This window comes from Phascolarctobacterium faecium, from assembly GCF_003945365.1.
Taxonomy (GTDB): domain Bacteria; phylum Bacillota; class Negativicutes; order Acidaminococcales; family Acidaminococcaceae; genus Phascolarctobacterium; species Phascolarctobacterium faecium.
Genome location: NZ_AP019004.1, coordinates 1,988,424 through 2,005,837 on the forward strand (window position 1 = coordinate 1,988,424; position 17,414 = coordinate 2,005,837).

16 protein-coding genes and 1 tRNA gene are annotated in these 17,414 nt (G+C 42.6%); 7 read left to right on the forward strand and 10 right to left on the reverse strand.

Annotation, left to right across the window (positions count from 1 at the left end):
• The 5 genes from PFJ30894_RS09610 to PFJ30894_RS12125 all read left to right on the forward strand — a co-directional run bounded on the left by PFJ30894_RS09610 (window position 1) and on the right by PFJ30894_RS12125 (window position 4,723).
• The gene (locus tag PFJ30894_RS09610) at window positions 1-1,215 is read left to right on the forward strand and encodes a DNA methyltransferase family protein (protein ID WP_125669700.1); all 1,215 of its coding nucleotides are present in this window, start codon (window positions 1-3) and stop codon (window positions 1,213-1,215) included.
• A gap of 48 nt (window positions 1,216-1,263) precedes the next feature.
• Window positions 1,264-2,007 (forward strand): Fic family protein, encoded by a 744-nt coding sequence (locus PFJ30894_RS09615; protein WP_197714935.1) that lies wholly within the window; start codon window positions 1,264-1,266, stop codon window positions 2,005-2,007.
• A gap of 21 nt (window positions 2,008-2,028) precedes the next feature.
• Window positions 2,029-3,018, forward strand: a complete 990-nt coding sequence (gene rhuM / locus PFJ30894_RS09620) for a virulence RhuM family protein (RefSeq protein ID WP_125669701.1) — start codon at window positions 2,029-2,031, stop codon at window positions 3,016-3,018.
• Window positions 3,019-3,177: 159 nt separating this feature from the next.
• On the forward strand, window positions 3,178-3,867 hold the full coding sequence (locus tag PFJ30894_RS09625) for a recombinase family protein (RefSeq protein ID WP_125669702.1): 690 nt from the start codon (window positions 3,178-3,180) through the stop codon (window positions 3,865-3,867).
• A 241-nt stretch (window positions 3,868-4,108) separates the two neighbouring features.
• Window positions 4,109-4,723 (forward strand): hypothetical protein, encoded by a 615-nt coding sequence (locus PFJ30894_RS12125; protein WP_408634581.1) that lies wholly within the window; start codon window positions 4,109-4,111, stop codon window positions 4,721-4,723.
• Here the strand turns inward: PFJ30894_RS12125 and PFJ30894_RS09635 are convergent.
• The 3 genes from PFJ30894_RS09635 to PFJ30894_RS09645 all read right to left on the reverse strand — a co-directional run bounded on the left by PFJ30894_RS09635 (window position 4,675) and on the right by PFJ30894_RS09645 (window position 6,308).
• Window positions 4,675-4,762 (reverse strand) — tRNA-Leu (locus PFJ30894_RS09635). The genes PFJ30894_RS12125 and PFJ30894_RS09635 overlap by 49 nt on opposite strands.
• Before the next feature lie 166 nt (window positions 4,763-4,928).
• Window positions 4,929-5,432 (reverse strand): hypothetical protein, encoded by a 504-nt coding sequence (locus PFJ30894_RS09640; RefSeq protein WP_021716961.1) that lies wholly within the window; start codon window positions 5,430-5,432, stop codon window positions 4,929-4,931.
• Between the two features lie 9 nt (window positions 5,433-5,441).
• Window positions 5,442-6,308 carry an aminotransferase class IV gene (locus PFJ30894_RS09645; RefSeq protein WP_197714936.1) on the reverse strand — a complete coding sequence of 289 codons (867 nt, stop codon included), beginning with the start codon at window positions 6,306-6,308 and terminating at the stop codon, window positions 5,442-5,444.
• Window positions 6,309-6,496: 188 nt separating this feature from the next.
• Between PFJ30894_RS09645 and PFJ30894_RS09650 the strand changes: the two genes are divergently transcribed.
• A complete protein-coding gene (locus tag PFJ30894_RS09650; RefSeq protein WP_125669703.1) occupies window positions 6,497-8,818 on the forward strand; it encodes a cation:proton antiporter in 2,322 nt (773 codons plus the stop codon).
• Between the two features lie 42 nt (window positions 8,819-8,860).
• On the opposite strand, the gene PFJ30894_RS09655 is transcribed toward PFJ30894_RS09650, so the two are convergent.
• From PFJ30894_RS09655 to PFJ30894_RS09665, 3 genes are all read right to left on the reverse strand, one after another.
• Window positions 8,861-9,949, reverse strand: coding sequence for a metallophosphoesterase (locus PFJ30894_RS09655; RefSeq protein WP_125669704.1), 1,089 nt, complete (start codon window positions 9,947-9,949; stop codon window positions 8,861-8,863).
• A gap of 199 nt (window positions 9,950-10,148) precedes the next feature.
• Window positions 10,149-11,330, reverse strand: coding sequence for an MFS transporter (locus PFJ30894_RS09660; RefSeq protein ID WP_021716965.1), 1,182 nt, complete (start codon window positions 11,328-11,330; stop codon window positions 10,149-10,151).
• A gap of 99 nt (window positions 11,331-11,429) precedes the next feature.
• A complete protein-coding gene (locus tag PFJ30894_RS09665; RefSeq protein ID WP_167457061.1) occupies window positions 11,430-12,500 on the reverse strand; it encodes an alpha/beta hydrolase in 1,071 nt (356 codons plus the stop codon).
• Between the two features lie 209 nt (window positions 12,501-12,709).
• On the opposite strand from PFJ30894_RS09665, the gene PFJ30894_RS09670 reads away from it, so the two are divergent.
• Complete coding sequence (locus tag PFJ30894_RS09670) at window positions 12,710-13,588, forward strand: LysR family transcriptional regulator (protein WP_046430792.1); 879 nt, start codon at window positions 12,710-12,712, stop codon at window positions 13,586-13,588.
• A gap of 68 nt (window positions 13,589-13,656) precedes the next feature.
• Here the strand turns inward: PFJ30894_RS09670 and PFJ30894_RS09675 are convergent, their stop codons facing one another.
• The 4 genes from PFJ30894_RS09675 to PFJ30894_RS09690 all read right to left on the reverse strand — a co-directional run bounded on the left by PFJ30894_RS09675 (window position 13,657) and on the right by PFJ30894_RS09690 (window position 17,363).
• Window positions 13,657-14,268 carry a flavodoxin gene (locus tag PFJ30894_RS09675; protein WP_125669705.1) on the reverse strand — a complete coding sequence of 204 codons (612 nt, stop codon included), beginning with the start codon at window positions 14,266-14,268 and terminating at the stop codon, window positions 13,657-13,659.
• Between the two features lie 220 nt (window positions 14,269-14,488).
• Complete coding sequence (locus PFJ30894_RS09680) at window positions 14,489-15,886, reverse strand: glutamate synthase-related protein (protein WP_125669706.1); 1,398 nt, start codon at window positions 15,884-15,886, stop codon at window positions 14,489-14,491.
• 152 nt (window positions 15,887-16,038) lie between these two features.
• Window positions 16,039-16,719, reverse strand: a complete 681-nt coding sequence (locus PFJ30894_RS09685; RefSeq protein ID WP_125669707.1) for a TIGR00266 family protein — start codon at window positions 16,717-16,719, stop codon at window positions 16,039-16,041.
• A 92-nt stretch (window positions 16,720-16,811) separates the two neighbouring features.
• Entirely contained in the window at window positions 16,812-17,363 is a 552-nt protein-coding gene (locus tag PFJ30894_RS09690; RefSeq protein ID WP_125669708.1) for a hypothetical protein, read from the reverse strand.
• Between the last annotated feature and the right edge of the window lie 51 nt (window positions 17,364-17,414).

A 17,414-nucleotide genomic window follows, 5' to 3' on the forward strand; every position in this document is an offset into this window, starting at 1 on the left:
ATGTTAGAAGATATAGCTTATAGTACATATAAAAAGAAAAATGATATACATGGTACAGTACTATATCCGGCGGTAATGATCGCGCCAATGCAAAAAGAAGTATTAGAAGCTCTTTTGAATGATAAAGAGATAAAGTCTATTTTCGACCCGTTTCACGGTTCAGGTACGGCTCTTTATGAAGCTGCTAAAATCAATCCAGAGCTATCTTTGCATGGCTGCGATATCAATCCTTTGGCTAACCTCATTACTAAAGTCAAACTTCAAGGCGTAGACAATAACATATTAAGTGATATTGAATTTTTAGAAAGCCAAATTAACAACAATACCGACATAACTCCTTATGATTTCCCTAATATTGATAAATGGTTGAGACCCGATGTAAAAAAAGACATTGCTAAAATACGCACAGCAATTATGAAAATTGCTAATACAAAGAATCGTCTATTTTTTTGGTATATGCTCTGTGATATTATTCGCAGATATAGTAATACCAGGAGTTCTACATACAAATTGCATATAAAAACTCAAACAATGATAGACAATTTAAAAAATAACTTGATTAAGGACTATATTTCCTCTATCAAAGATAATGCAGAGCAATTTCAAGAAGTAAGTAAAAATTATACATTAACAAAATTCAATACATTAGAGTTATTACCAGCTTTAAATAGTAACTCTTTTGATATTACCATTACTTCCCCACCCTACGGCGATAACGCAACTACAGTGCCTTATGGTCAATTTTCAATGTTAGCATTATACACAATACCAGGAAATGATTTAAACCTTGAAGGCTGGGAACTAAATAATTTCAGCATGATAGATAGCAAAAGTATGGGCGGCTGGCGAACTACCAACACTCTTGATGAACAAGACAAAGAATTTATCCTTCCATATTTAAACAAAATCAGCGAGGCAAAACACACAAAAATAATATTATTTTTCAGTGATTATTTTAATTTTCTGAGAGAAATATCCAGGATAACTTCTAAATATATCGTTATCACTTTAGGTAATAGAACTGTAGACGGAGTACAAATTGACTTATCAGGTATAACACAAGAATATCTTTTGAATCAAAATTACCAGGTTATTAAAAGTGCTGATCGTAAAATAGCTTATAAACGAACACCTTCTGTAACATCTAAAGTAAACGATGCGCCCGTAAAATCAATGAACAAAGAATATATTACAGTTTTTAAAAAGATAAGATAACCTGGAAATCATTAGCATTTATTTTTTATTTTAGAAAGGTTTATACCCATGAATATCTTACAAACTGTTGATCAACTACATGAAGAACTGCGCAGCTTACGTCCTCTAAACGCTTCTGAACTGAAACGGCTGCGTGATGAATTCGTCATTGAAACTACATATAATTCTAACGCGATCGAGGGCAACACCCTCACCCTGCGCGAAACTGCCCTTATCCTGCAGGAAGGTATCACCATAGCAGAAAAACCGCTCCGTGATCACCTTGATATCATCGGCTTTAAGGATGCTTTTTACTACATGATCGACTTAGCAGGTAAAAATGAGCCGCTTACTGAAAAAGCTATCCTGGATATTCATGCGCTGGTGCTGATGAACAACGCGGAAGCGCGCGGTAAATACCGCCGTGTGCCGGTACAGATTTTAGGCGCTGCTCATACTCCCCCGCAGCCTTACCTTGTACAGCCTGCTATTGAACAGCTTCTCAAAAACTATGCTGTATGGCAGCAGGAAAAACATATCATCGAAGCTATTGCCCTGCTCCATCTTGAATTTGAAGCAATCCATCCGTTTATTGATGGTAATGGCCGTACCGGCAGAATCCTGTTAAACTTTGAACTTATCAAACATGGTCTGCTGCCGGTTGATATTAAATTTACCGATCGCCGTAAGTATTACGACTGCTTTGACAGCTACCATACTAACGGCAAAGATCCGCAAGCATTAGTTGAACTGATCGCTGGCTATGAGCAAGCAGAACTGCAGAAGTATATTGATATCATAAAAATGCAATAAAACTATATAACAGGAGTTATAATGGAAAAAATAATTTTATATACTACAACAGATGGCAAAGCTAATATAAAGCTTTATGCTGAAAACGGTACTGTTTGGCTTACCCAGTCACAAATAGCTGAGCTATTTGCTCGTGAGCGTTCAGTAATAACTAAACATATAAACAATATTTTAAGCGAACACGAATTAGATGAAAAAAGCAATGTGCAAATAATGCACATTGCAAATTCCGACAAACCAGTAAAATTATATAACCTTGATATGATACTTGCTATTGGGTTCCGTGTTCGTTCCCCTCGTGGAACACAGTTCCGCCAATGGGCTAATACTACACTTAAAGAATACTTAATCAAAGGTTTTATTTTAGACAATGACAGGCTTAAAAATCCTGATGGACGCCCTGACTACTTTGATGAGTTATTAGCTCAGATCCGCGATATCCGTGCCAGTGAAAAACGCTTTTATCAAAAGCTGCGTGATCTGTTTGCATTATCAACAGACTATATCCCTACTGATGCTGATACCCAGGTATTTTTTGCGCAGACTCAAAATAAGCTGCTATATGCTGTTACCGGTAATACTGCAGCAGAGATTATTGCTGATCGTGCAGACTACACTAAACAAAATATGGGACTTACTTCATGGAAAGGTAGTATTGTCCGCAAAGCTGATATCGTTATCGCTAAAAATTATTTAACAAATGATGAACTTGATACACTGAACAGATTAGTTAGCTTATTCTTAGAAAGCGCAGAATTACGTGCAAAAATGAGAAAAACTCTTACTCTCGATTATTGGCGTAACAGTGTAGATAAAATTCTTTCTGACCATGATATTCCTATCTTAAAAGACCTCGGAAGGATTTCTAATGAAGCAGCTAAAATTAAGGCCACAAATGAATACGATAAATTTGATGCCAGAAGAAAAGCTGCTGAAGCTGAGCAGGCAGACAAAGATGATTTTATAGATCTTATAAATATTACAGATGAAATATCTTCAGTAAAAAAATAAAAAATCCCCCGGTGCTACCAACACCGAGGGATGCGCAGCAAGTACGCCAATACTTACTGCAAATGTAACAACCCACAAGCACAAGGCTGATTACGCTAATATTATAGCATAAACCAGCCTTACTTAACTATACTCAAAATCAGAAAGGCTGGTATTTTTATGTCCGAAATTAAAAGAGCTGTGATCTATGCGCGCTTCTCTTCTGATATGCAGCGTGAAGAATCTATTGAAGTGCAGGTACGCGCCTGCAAGGAATACTGCAGAAAAAAACGCTATGTCGTTACCAATGTTTATGTGGATGAAGCTAAAAGTGCTCGCGATGTTTTAACGCGTGATGCTTATAATCAGATGCTGGCTGATGCTATCTCCCATCAGTTTGATGTTATCATCTTCCACAAGATAGATCGTAACGCCCGCAACGAGTTTAATTATTATACATTCAAGCATACACTCTCCACTTTAGGCATCGGCCATGAATACGCAGCGCAGAATATAGATTTTTCTCCTGAAGGCCAGATGATGGAAAGCATGCTGGTAGGCTTTGCTGCCTATTACAGCCGCAACCTTGCCAAAGAAACTAAAAAAGGCCTTAATGAGAACGCTTATAAGGCTCAGTTTAACGGAGGCAGACCGCCTTTAGGCTATAAGATCGTTGACAAAAAATATGTTATAGAACCTACGGAAGCTGAAGCTGTTAAGCTGATCTTTGAAATGTATCTTGCCGGTCATGGCTATGGTATCATCGCCCACACTTTAGCAGCCAAAGGCTTCAAAACACGTGATGGCAGAAATTTCGGCAAAAACAGCCTGTACGACATTTTAGGCAATGAGAAGTATACTGGCCTTTAATAAAACCAACAGGAAAGAGAATAAGCCGCGCAACATGCATGTTTCCACTCCGGCTGATGATTTTATCAGGATTGAAGATGCAATACCAGCGCTCATCAGCAAAAGTGACTTTGCGGCTGTGCAGCAAAAAAGAGCTGCCAATAAGAAACGCAGCGGCTCTTATGCAGCCAAAGCTGTTTATCTTCTTTCCGGAAGAATTTTCTGCGGCTGCTGCGGCAGTGCTATGAGCGGTCACAGGACCATGAATAAAGAGCGTGAATACGCATACTATGACTGCCTGAAAAAAGACCGTATCGCAGCTGATCACTGCCCCCAGGCACGCCTTAACAGAGATTATATTGATAAATGGGTTTTAGAGGTAATAAAAAAAGAGATATTCTCTCCTATAGCGCAGAAAAATATCTCTAAACTTTTGGTTGATGAATATGATAAATATGTTCAGGCAATCCCCTCTTCAGCTTCTTCCTTAGCCGGAGATAAAGCTATGCTGGAACGTAAGCTTAATAATCTTTATACATTAGTTGAAGATGGCGCTGCTGATGAATTCGTTATCGGCCGGATCAACAAAATAAAAGCCGATCTGAATGCAGTCAAAGAAAAAATTTCCAGATTAAATATTATGACCGAAGTACCTCATATATCTGAAAAAGAAATTGCTGATACCTTTGCTGCCTTAAATACGCATGTATTTATGAAAAAAGATACTGAAAGCCAAAAAGCTTTGGTAAATTTGTTCATTGATAAAGTTATCGTAGAAAATAAAAAAATCTCTCTGCAGTTAACCACAGAGAGAATTTTGGGTTTAGTTGGTGCCGAAGGCCGGACTCGAACCGGCACGTGGGGTAACCACGCTTGATTTTGAGTCAAGTGCGTCTGCCAATTCCGCCACTTCGGCGACTCAATGTTCCGTAACGGAACAATAACAATAATACCGTATCTATATATAATTGTCAAGCATTTCTTCAAACTTTTTTAGTAAACAACCAGCTGCATTTTGCCGCTTCTTAAAATCGATTTTCAACTGCTTTAAAACATTAACTTCAGCAAGCCACAAGCTGATTCTATTCGGCTGTATCGGGGAAAATACGTTTATGCAGCTTATATGCAAGTACAAGCCCTAAAATGCCTGTGATCATCTGCGGCCAGCCCATAATAAACAAAATGAATAACGCCAGCTTTTCAGGTACTGCAACCAGCCACAAAACGAACAAACTGCTGCAATATAAAATAAATGTTTTAAAAAGAGGCGCGGCGATGATGATCCCCTTTCCCCAGAAGCGGGCACACAGATATACCATCACCAAGTTGCCTACAGCCACTACCGGTATCAAAAACGGAAGCGGCAGCTGCCCTTGAAAATACGCCATTACCGGCAACAGCACCGCGATCATTACAGACGGCCATAAACCAACGGTACGGGCCGCCAGCACCAAAACCATATTCACCAATGTACCGACGACAAAAACAGTCCACATAGGCGGCATAGGGATCACTAAACGCAATGCCTGCAGGACCAGACCTACGGCCAGCAGCATCGCCCCTCTTACCCAGTTATTATTTTTCATTCTATTCTCCTATTTTGCCGGACATTCACGTTCTACAAAAGCTTTAAACGCAGCCTGCAGCTGCGGCACGACCTTACCTACACCGCTGCCGATGAATTTGCGGTCTATTTTAGTAACCGGCATAATCTCGCAGCGAGGGCCGCATAAAAATGCTTCTTCTGCTTTCAGGACAAACTCCATATCAAAAGCTTTTTCGATAACCTGCATATCAATATCAGGTGCCAGACGTTCCTTGATCAGCCTGCGGGTAATATTTTTATGAACCAGGTTATTATCAGGATGTGTCCAGATCATTTCATCTTTGATCACCATAAAGCTGCTTTCAGTGCTTTCAGTTATCTTACCGTTCTCACGAATAAAAAGAGTGTCAAAAGCGTTGCTTTCACGTGCTTTTTGACGTGCCAGAACTTCAGGCAGCCTGTTTAAGGTATTAACGTTACAGAACTGCCAGCGATTATCCTCAGTCGTGATAATATTGACGCCGCTCTCACGTTTTGCCGCCAATACTTCCCGATCAGTTTCCACGATCGTCATTGTCAGCTGCGGCACCGACATTTCCGGAAACGCCAGCCCATAATCGGCAGTCCCGCGAGTAATTTGAGTATAGATCTCTCCATTTTCAATACCACTTTCAGCTATCAGCGCTTCATGGAATTCAATCAATTCTTCAATCGTGTAAACGGCAGGTATTTTCACCTTAATAACAGATTCGAATAAATTATCCATATGAGGTAATAAAGCAAAACAACGGCCATTATAAACAGGCACTATCTCAAATACACCGTCGCCAAACTGGTGCCCCCTGTCGTGTACCGAAACTGCCGCCTCTTCTGCCGGCATGATTTCACCATCTACAAGAACTAGATTTTTGTACATAATTAAAACCTCCATATGCAAATTTTGTATTAAAATTCACTTTTTTGTCACCGGAAATATTGTATAATATAGAAAGAGCTGTGTAATATAACAGCTTTAATATTATACAACATTTTGTTAAATTTGTCCGCAAAGCTTTGAATAAAATGGTATCCGTATAATAAATTTATGAAAGAAGGTGACTGCCTATGGCTCATTTACCGCCGATAGTCGCTGATTTAGCGATGATCCTCTTAGTTGCAGGTATTACGACGATCCTGTTCAAAAAACTCAATCAACCTTTAGTACTTGGTTATATTATTGCCGGTTTTATTACCGGACCGCATTTCAACTTTTTCCCCACTGTATCAGACACCGCTAATATCAACGCCTGGTCTGAAATAGGCGTTATTTTTCTTTTATTTGCACTGGGTCTCGAATTCAGCTTTTATAAGCTGAAAAGCGTAGGCAGCACAGCTTTTATAGCTACCTTCGTTGAAATAGGCGGGATGCTGATCGTTGGCTATTTCACAGGCCATATGCTGGGCTGGGATCATATGGACAGCCTGTTCTTAGGCGGTATGCTGGCCATGTCGTCAACTACCATCATCATCAAAGCCTTTGAAGACCTCAAGCTCAAAGGTCAGCGCTTTACAGAAATGGTTTTTGGTATTCTGATAGTTGAGGACATCGTCGGCATCATTATGATGGTATTGCTTTCAACTTTAGCCGCTGCCAGCGCCGACATTTCGACGCTCGAGCTGATCGAAAGCGTCATGCGCCTGCTGTTCTTCCTGGTCTTATGGTTCGTTCTTGGTATGTATCTGGTCCCGTCCTTCTTTAAACGGGCTGAGCGCCTGATGAACGATGAAACTCTGCTGGTTGCTTCTATCGGCCTTTGCCTTGGTATGGTAGTACTTGCTACCCACATGGGCTTCTCGGCAGCCTTAGGCGCTTTTATTATGGGTTCTCTTATCGCCGAAGCACCAAGTGCCGAAAAAATAGAACATCTCGTCAAACCGGTCAAAGATCTGTTTGGAGCTGTCTTCTTTGTATCAGTAGGTATGCTTGTTGACCCTGCTTTACTGCTGGAATACGCGGTACCTATCATTGTACTCGTTATTGTTACCTTAGTCGGCAAGCTGCTGCTTTCCGGCGCCGGTGTACTGCTTTCAGGCCAAAACCTCAATACTTCTATGCACTGCGGTTTCAGCCTTGCTCAGATCGGTGAATTTTCCTTTATCATCGCATCTCTGGGCATGAGCCTCGGAGTTATCAGCGACTTTTTATATCCAATAATTGTTGCTGTTTCTGTAATGACAACCTTTACTACCCCGTTTTTCGTTATGGCAGCAGAACCTGCTTATCAGTTCACTAAAAAACTATTGCCGCAAAGAACTCTGGAATGGCTTGACCGCTATACGGAAGAAAATCCTGATAACGACGGTAAAGACAGTGACTGGCGCGATTTTCTGCGTGAGTATTTTATCCGCATTTTGATTTTTACGACTATGCTCTCAGCTGTCGCTTTAGGCTCTTATTATTATCTGCAGCCTTACCTGTCAGGAAAAATGTCAGCGCCCTACAGCAATCTGCTGACAGCGCTGCTGACTCTGGTCGTTATGGCGCCGTTCCTGCGGGCAGTTCTTGTCAATAAAACCAACCATCCTGAGCTTTTCTCAACTTTATGGTTTAAGAAACGTTCTAATCACATCCCTTTAACACTGCTGTTATTTTTAAAAATCCTGATCGCAGCAGCATTCCTCTACTTTGTTTTTGCCAAACTACTTGGTCTGCAGTCACTGCTGGCCGCGCTGGCAACAGCAGGCGCTGCTTATTTCATCTCCTCATCCGACTGGCTGATGGGCGAATATCTGCGTATGGAATCACGTTTTCTTGTCAATCTGAACGAGCGCCATATGCTCAAACATCGTGAAGCCCTTGCTGAAGCTGGCGAAGAACATCTTTACGGCTGGTTCGATGAAGAATTACAGCTTGCACGCTATAAAATCTGCGAAGACTCACCTATGATAGGTCAAACGCTGACCCAGCTTGCATTCCGTGAGCTTTATGGCTGCAACATCCTGCAGGTTTCAACTCCTGAAGAAGTCATCGATATGCCCGGCGGTCATCACATTCTGCAAAAGGATTCTACTTTGTTGATGATCGGTACTGATTCTCAATTCAAACTGTTCGACACCGCCATCAATACTCAGCGTCTGTGTATGACTCTGGTGGAAGAACCTATCACGATGCGCGAATTTATGCTGCGTGAAGACAACGATAAAGAAAACCTGTCGGCATTCTTATCGTGCGCTATCACTATCGACAAGCACTCGCCTATCCTTGGTAAATCGCTCAAGGACACCAATATCCGTGATGACTGGCACTGCCTTGTCATCGGCCTGGAACGCGGCAGTTACACTATGACCAATCCTAATGTTTCGCTTGTTTTTGAAAAAGGCGACCTGCTTTGGGTCTTAGGCAAGCAAAAAATGATCAATCAATTAGTACGTGAAGAAATCCTTTAAAAACAAACAAAAAAACCTTCGGCTGTGCCGAAGGTTTTTTATTTATTTCCCCTGTAAATTTATAACAACTATTTCCGGTTTCAGCTCCGTCCGCACCGGCGGTCCCCAAAATCCGTAGCCATTGCTGACAACAGCAGTCAGGTCACCAAATCGGGCCAAACCATAATCCAGCTTATACATCCGCTGCGTAACCAGCCTGTTCGGGAACATCTGCCCTGTATGGGTATGCCCAGCCAGATACATATCATAACCGGCCTCAGCGGCAGCATCCATCCGCCGCGGCTGATGATCGATCAGGATACTATAATACTTATCGTTATCGACGCTCAGAGCCTGCAACGGAACAATACTTGTTGAAACACGATAATCATGCAAACCGGTAATTTTCAATTTATCATCAACCACTGTACTCTCATCAGTCAGTATACTGATATTATTGCCTGCCAGCAAAGCTCTCAGCTCGTCAGGCCGATCAAGATAATCATGGTTTCCATAAGCTCCATATACCCCTAATGGTGCCTGAAGCTCCTTTAACGGGGCCAGTGAATCCTCCTCGATGATATATTGCAGCCGCTCATCCATAATGTCACCGGCAATCAGTACTAAATCGGGCTTCTGCGCATTGACCAGCTCTACTAAGCCCTTACTGTAATCATAGCCAAGCTCGCGTCCCAAATGGATATCGCTGACAAGCACTATTTTATACTGCTTATCAGACGACAGCTTATCGGTAACAACGGTTTCCGTACGTACAACAGGGCTAAACGCACGCCAGCTGCCCCAGGCAACAAAAATTGCCAGAACTATTGCGCCCGCAGCGGCAAACTGCATAAACGGCAGCTTGAATGAAAAAATACGCAAAACTGCATATACGATACCATGCACAACCATCAACAGCAGCGAATAGTACAAAAACGCGATCCAATAACCGCTCAGCCAGGCCGAAAGCTTTAACAGCGGCAATGGCAAACTTTCAGGCAAAACACGGCTGCCAACAGTATTAAGCATCAGCAGCACATATAAAGCGATAAACGGCGCCGACCTCATAAAAGAAAATGCATGACTGTAATAAACCCACGCCAAAGAACTCAAAACAAAATCGATCAAGGAAATAAACAGAATTACACTCAAAAGAACAGTCTCCTCCCGAAGCTCAGTTTTTATACTAAATATTATTCATAGCCTGGAAAACTTCTATGCTTTATTATACAGGTTAAAGTCCGCTCCAAGTCAAGTGGTAAAGCTGCTATTTTAGTCCCTGAATGGATAAATTTACAAAAAGTTTGAACTTTCCTGCGAAGAATGCCGGCTTTTTATTTTTACAGCACAACTATTTGCTTTCTCCCAGGCAAACATACTCATCTGATCTATATACTCTGGGGATAATCATTGCCAAACATAAAATAAGAAATACGATGCCGCCCCACATCATATACTGCATTCCCATATGTGCAATCACCATCCCGCAGACTGCCGACCCTAAAGCAGTCCCCAAATTAGCGGCAGTCAAAAAAAGACCGTTGGCAAAATCAGGTGCCTCCGGGGCCGCAGTAGTAATCCAATACTGGTTGATATTCGCATTCATACCTCCCAAAACTCCCCAAAGCAGCGTGATCAAAGCCATAGCCGGCGCCGAGGTACCGCTCCAGAAGAATGCAGCATAGACAATCCCCAATGTGACCGGAAATATTATGACCAGCTTATCGGCAGACGCGCCTGCACTAAGCATACGGCCGGCAATAAAATTCCCGACGATATTCATCAAACCATAAACAAGTAAAATCAGGCTTACCGTATTCCACGAAAAAGCAGTGATATTGGTCAGATAGCCTGAAAAATATCCAAAAACTCCAAAGACAGCTCCATTCATAAACACAACGGCTGCAATAGAAAACCATAATACCGGCTTCTTTAAAACACGCAGCTGCTGCCCATACGAAAGCCTTGCTGCCACAGGCAGCGATGGTATATACAACCAGGTCGCAATCAACGCCGCTGTATTGACTACGGTAAAACCCGCCATAGCAGCCGTTAACGAAAAACTGCCGGCAATAAAGCTGCTGACCGGTACTCCCAGTACCATCCCGGCCGATACTCCCACAATGACCTTAGCAACAGCCCGGGGAGCTGCTTCCGGGCTGACTGAAGCAGCCGCAACAGAAAAAGCAAGCGAACAATAAACCGGATGGAAAATCGCCGGCACAACTCTTGCCAGCAGCATAACTGCGAAATTATCAGTAAAGACAGAAATAAGATTACCCAAAACAAATACGCTCAATACCAGAAGCATCACCCGCTTCCTGTCGATGCCCGCAAAAAGCAGCGGCATCACCGGACCGGCTGCAGCCACTGCCAAAGCAAACAAACTGACCAGCAAACCGGCCTGTGCGATACTGATACTAAATTTTTCTGCCAGAAGCGGCAAAATACCCAGCACACCCATTTCTGTATTGATGATACCAAAAACACCTATCGTCAAAATAAAGATCAGCAAATTATTTTTTTCTTTCATAACCTCTCCTGTTAACAAAAATGTGGACCCCCAGCATCCCGAGAATCCACAAAAACAAAACTTTCAGAAAATCAGATCTGCAGCTTTTGCTGCAGTAAATTATTTTAAATTAGCCTTGAAGAAGCTTTCGAGCTTATCAAACGGAATAAGCTCTACCCTGTCATAAAGATCTACGTGGCCTGCACCGGCAACATAATACAGTTCTTTCGGTTCAGCCGCACGTTTATATGCATCTTCGCTAAACTCTTTGGAATGTGCCTGATCACCGGTAATAAAGAGCAGCGGACGCGGAGAAATTGTTTCAATATCATTGAAGGGATAAAAATTCATAAATTTAGTATTACTGGAAAGCGTCGGATGTGTCGTTAAAAGCGGCGAAGAACCTGCAGGAGTAAATTCTCCTCTTGGCGTACGGTAAAAATCATAGAATTCGCGTTCAATAGGATTGGACTTTTCCGTGATCTCATGTACGGTCCCGCTTGTGTATTTAGTTGCGCCACCCTGGAAGTCCACATAACGCTGCTCCGCCGCATCAGCAATGATCTGTTTTCTTTGTGCAAGCGTCAGAGAATGATTAAGTCCATTGCGGTTAGCTGCACCCATATCATACATACTAATAGTTGCAACGGCTTTCAGGCGGGGATCGATTTTAGCGGCGCTGATAGCAAAACTGCCGCTGCCGCAGATCCCGATCGCGCCAATCTTTTCTCTATCGGCAAAAGGCCCTGTACCCAGGTAATCTACCGCCGCGCTGAAGGTTTCAGCATAAAGCTCAGGCGCAACGGCATTGCGTGGCTGGCCGTCACTGCCGCCCCAAAACGCCAGATCGACAGACATAGTTACAAAACCGCGTTCTGCCATCTTAACAGCGTAAAGATCAGCGCTTTGCTCTTTTACTGCCCCCATTGGATGCCCTACTATGATAGCAGCATGTTTTTTACTTTTGTCCATATCTTTCGGCAGATACAAATTACCGGCAATATTCATCTTGTACTGATTTTTAAAAGTGACTTTCTGGACCTCCACCTTATCACTCCTGTAAAAATTATCAGCATCAGCAGGCCTGTCAGCAGCAAACACAGCGCTTGTACCAGCCGTCGATAAAATCACCCCTAAAGCGATACTCTTAAACATTTTCAAATAACGGTCAGCCAAAACTTTCTTTTTCATACTTCTCAACTCCTTAAAATCATTGATCCATTTACAATAAGTTTCAAAACAGAGCCTTTCAGCTTCACTGATAATTCTGCTTACCCGGCTCCTTTGTCTTAATTATAAAAACAGAATCCAAGAATATCAAATACATATATTAAATGCTTTACCATACTTGAAAAGTATATTAAAAACTATTATAATACTTATATTGGAGGTGAAATTTTATGGATATCAGAACCCTGCAGTATTTCCTTGCCGTAGCCCGCGAAGAAAGTATCAGCGGTGCAGCCGAATTTTTACATATGACACAGCCACCGCTTTCAAGGCAGCTCAAAGAACTGGAAGCAGAGCTTGGCAAACAGCTTTTTATCCGCGGGAACCGCAAAATAACGCTGACGGAAGATGGTATGATCCTGCGCAAAAGAGCAGAAGAAATCGTTGCTCTAATGGAAAAAACCAAAGCTGAAATCAACGCCTCTGCTGAAAACATTACAGGTGATATTTATATTGGCTGTGCAGAAACTGAAGGTATGCGGATGCTGGCTAAAATAATCAGTAAAATACGCCAAGAATATGACCATATACATTTTCATATCTTCAGCGGCCAAGCCGAAGACGTTTCCGAACGTCTGGACAGCGGACTGCTTGATTTTGGCTTGTTTATCGAGCCGGCTGACCTTAAGAAATACGATTTTATAAAATTACCGATCACTGATATCTGGGGTTTATGGATGACCAAAGCCAGCCCTTTAGCTGAAAATAAAACTATCAAGCCTCATGATTTGCTGGGCCTGCCGCTGATTATTTCCAACCAGGCCATGGTCAAAAATGAGATAGCCGGCTGGATGGGAGGAAATTACGACAATCTGAATATCGTCGCTACCTATAATCTTTTATATAACGCTTCCCTTATGGTAGAAGAAGGGGTCGGCTATGCATTAAGCATCGACAGAATCATCAAATCATATGACGACAGCCCGCTTTGCTTTCGCCCATTAGAACCAACACTTGAAGTTGGGCTTGATATTGTCTGGAAAAAATATCAAACCTTTTCCAAAGCCTCTGAAAAATTTTTAGAATACCTGAAAAAAGAATATATTTAAATATGGATATAACAAAACAGAGAGGGCTCAAAAAGCACTCTCTGTTTTTACTGTCAGGAAATGATATTTTATTTTACTAAACCCAAGCGTTTCAGCCAGGCACTGACATCGCTCTGGGCATTTTGCGCGCTGCCGCCGCTGACTACCAATGCATCCAGCACTGTAGCTCCGGGAACAGCTTTCTTTAGATCGCTGACACAATTAGCTACGCCACCGCCGCCATGAGTAACGAACGGTACGATAGTTTTGCCGGACAAATCATACTGCTCTAAAAAAGTGAACATCGGCATCGGCATCGTGCTCCACCAGTTAGGCACGCCGATATAAACGACATCGTAATCCGCCATATTTTCTACACGTCCGTTAATTGCAGGACGCGCGTTATTATCACGTTCGGCTCTGGCAACTTCAGTAGTTTCCCTATAAGCTTCAGGATATGGCGTGACAGTAGTCACCCTGAACATATCCGCACCTGTTTCATTACCGATCATTCTGGCAAGAGCCTCGGTATTACCTGACCGCGAATAATACACGACCAAAGCCTTACTGCTGTTAGTTTTATTTTCACTCTGCATAATTTTCCCTCCATTATCAGTAGAAATAGCTTCGGCATTACTGCCGCTGCAAGCCGCCACCAGCATTGCCAGCATCGACATCAGCACCACAACAATTTTTTTCATACTATACCTCCTCATCTTTTATTTTACCCAAAGCAGCGTTTGGTATTTTACCATAACGCCTTTGCCTTTAATTCGATTTTACAGGCTAGAGTCAACTTTAAGTCAAGCATTTACAGTTAAAGTTTGCAAAAAGTTCATATTATAAATTTCAGCATTGATGCCAAAAAGAAACCCCGCATGCCAATGCATACGGGAGAAGCTTCCACAACATATTTAAATATCAGGCATGAGGAATATTGGTATAGTCAGAAATCTCACGATTGATCGTACACAAATCACCTGCATTCAAATCATGCAGATTCTTATGACCAGTGATACGGGCATATGTTTTCAGCTCTGCCAGAGAACAGTTCAAAAAGTTTGCTACCCTCTGCGCCGATGCTTCGATCTTAAATCTGGAGCGCAGCTCCTGATCCTGCGTAGCGATACCTACAGGACATTTACCCGTACCACAGATACGATACTGCTGGCAGGCTGCCGCAATCAAAGCAGCCGATGCTACTGCCACAGCATCCGCACCCATAGCCAAAGCCTTGGCGAAATCAGACGATACCCGCAGCCCGCCGGTGATCACCAGCGCAATATCATCAGCTCCCACAGCATCAAGATACTTGCGGGCACGATACAAAGCATAAACGGTCGGAACACTGGTCGCATCACGAACCAGCTTCGGGCTGGCGCCTGTAGCGCCGCCGCGTCCGTCGATCGTAATAAAATCAGGCTCTGCAAAAACGCAAAACTCCAAATCACGTTCCAGCTTACCGGCTGCGATCTTGATACCTATAGGCCTGCCGTCAGATTCCTCGCGCAGACTCGTCACCAATGCTTTCAAATCCTCTTTAGTATTGATATCAGGAAACTTGGACGGGCTGATAACATCTTCACCCAAAGGTTTATTCCTGATCGCCGCGATTTCCGGTGTCACTTTGCTGCCGGGAAGATGCCCGCCCATACCGGGCTTCGTACCCTGGCCGATCTTGATCTCGATCGCATCAGCATTACGCAGATTTTCCCGTGTCACACTGTATAAATTGGGGATATATTCAAAAATATATTTATGCGCCGCTACCATTTCTTCCGGCAGAATACCGCCTTCACCACTGCACATCGCCGCACCTGCTAAAGCGCTGCCCTTGGCTAAAGCCACTTTAGTCTCTTTTGACAAAGCTCCGAAAGACATATGTGAAACAAAAATCGGATTAGTCAAAATCAACGGCTTTTTGGCATTTTTACCAATCACAGTCGTCGTATCGACCGCGTCATGGTCGTTGAGCGGCGGCGGATTCAGCTGATTGCCCAGCAGCAGGATATCGTCCCAGCCCGGCATAGGCATCTGCGTACCCATCGCACCGATGATCGACTTACCTGTTACAGCCATTTCATGGATATCGTCCATATAACGGCAACTGGCGTCACAACGGGCGTATGCCGGATCATAAGCCAGCTCCTCCGGAGCTGCAGCGGCTTCCAGAGCAGTAGAAGCAGCAGCTTCGCTGTCGTTTTCCTCCATCAATACCATCGTCATTCCACAGACCGGGCATTTACTGTCAAGCAGTGGCTGCCCCTCTTTTTCTTCGTCATAAATATAACCGCAGACACTGCATTTATATTTTGCCATTTCTCCTCAACCTCCATTTTTTCGATAATCATTATCTAATAATATATTCTATATCTATTATAAGTTTTCTGAAAATTATCGTCAAGCCGTTTTCTGTTTTTTCATAGTAAAAAGCACAGACCAAAATGGTCTGTGCTTTGATTGTAATTTTATTAGCCCTGTGATGGAATAATACCACCAACCCAGCAGCCAAAACTACCAGGATTACGGCTTTGTGTATAAACTTTTCCCGGCCCGGTAAACTTACATACCAACATCTCACCTGAAGTCAGGCTGGACATGATCCCGGAACTTGCTTTCGTTACCTTATAATTCATATCAGCATCCCAAGCTACCAAATGACCTGTATCAACAACCATCTCTTCGCCCACCTGCAATTCTAACGGATAGATAGCCCCGAACGAATTGAAGAATAAGGTTCCCGTACCTGAAGCTTTAACGACAAATAACCCGGCGCCGGAAAAAAGACCTTTACCCAGATTCTGCATCTTAGTCTCTATTTTTACACTCTCTTCCGCCGCTAAAAAACCGCCAGAAGTAATACATAAGGTATTGCCTGTCAACTCATAGGCTGAAACATCTCCCGGTATCGGCGGGGCTAAAACAGCCTCCCCAGCTTGCCCCTGTGCTGTCAGATGCTGAAAAAACAAGCTTTCGCCGCTTAAAAATTTACGTGCCAGGCCGCCCAGCATCCCGCCCTCCATTTTACCTTCAACTTTGATATTACCTGACATCGCCATCATAGCATCAGATTCCGCTTTAATACTCTCGCCTGCTTCCAGCTGTACCTTTAAAAAGGCAAAAGCGCCCGGCTGCATAATTTCATAACGCACCAATAATCATCTCCTTAGTTTATTAATTTCAAAAGTACTATGTCAATATAGCATTTTTCTCACCATGAAAGCAATCCTAATATTGAAATGGTTCAGTTTTTCTTAAATTTTTTCAAATTTCCATCTAAGTCAAAATCTGCAAAATACTTAGCCCTTGGACTTTTAGCAGATACAGAAATATCCCACTTACCCTGCCAAAATCTGAAACTCATATAATCATCTATTTTAGCGCCTTCGATATCTTTTATTTGGGCTTCCATGCTTTTATAAACTTGAGGAATCTTGGCAAAATCAAGCTGCTCTAAAGGTATACAATTGTCGATAGCTTTGCCACTGCCGGAAAGCTGTACGGGCCTTGCCTTACTCCACCCGCCGCGATACTCATAGTTATCCACTTCATCATCAGTACCCGGTTTTAAAATATTAATAACAACTCTGTTTCCTGTTTCACCGGTATACATATTAACATCTTGAAAAATAAGTATCTCTTTACCTTTTAGTCCATCCAGATTTTTAAATTCATCCATGATCTTAACCAAAGAACCCTCGTCTTTAATGATATTGCCGACAAGACTGCTGCTACCGCAGCCAGTCATAGCAAATACCCCCACCAGCATCACTAACATAACTAAAAACTTTTTCATCTTCAACACTCTCCTTTTCACAGCTGATTTTTATGACTTATGTATAACAAC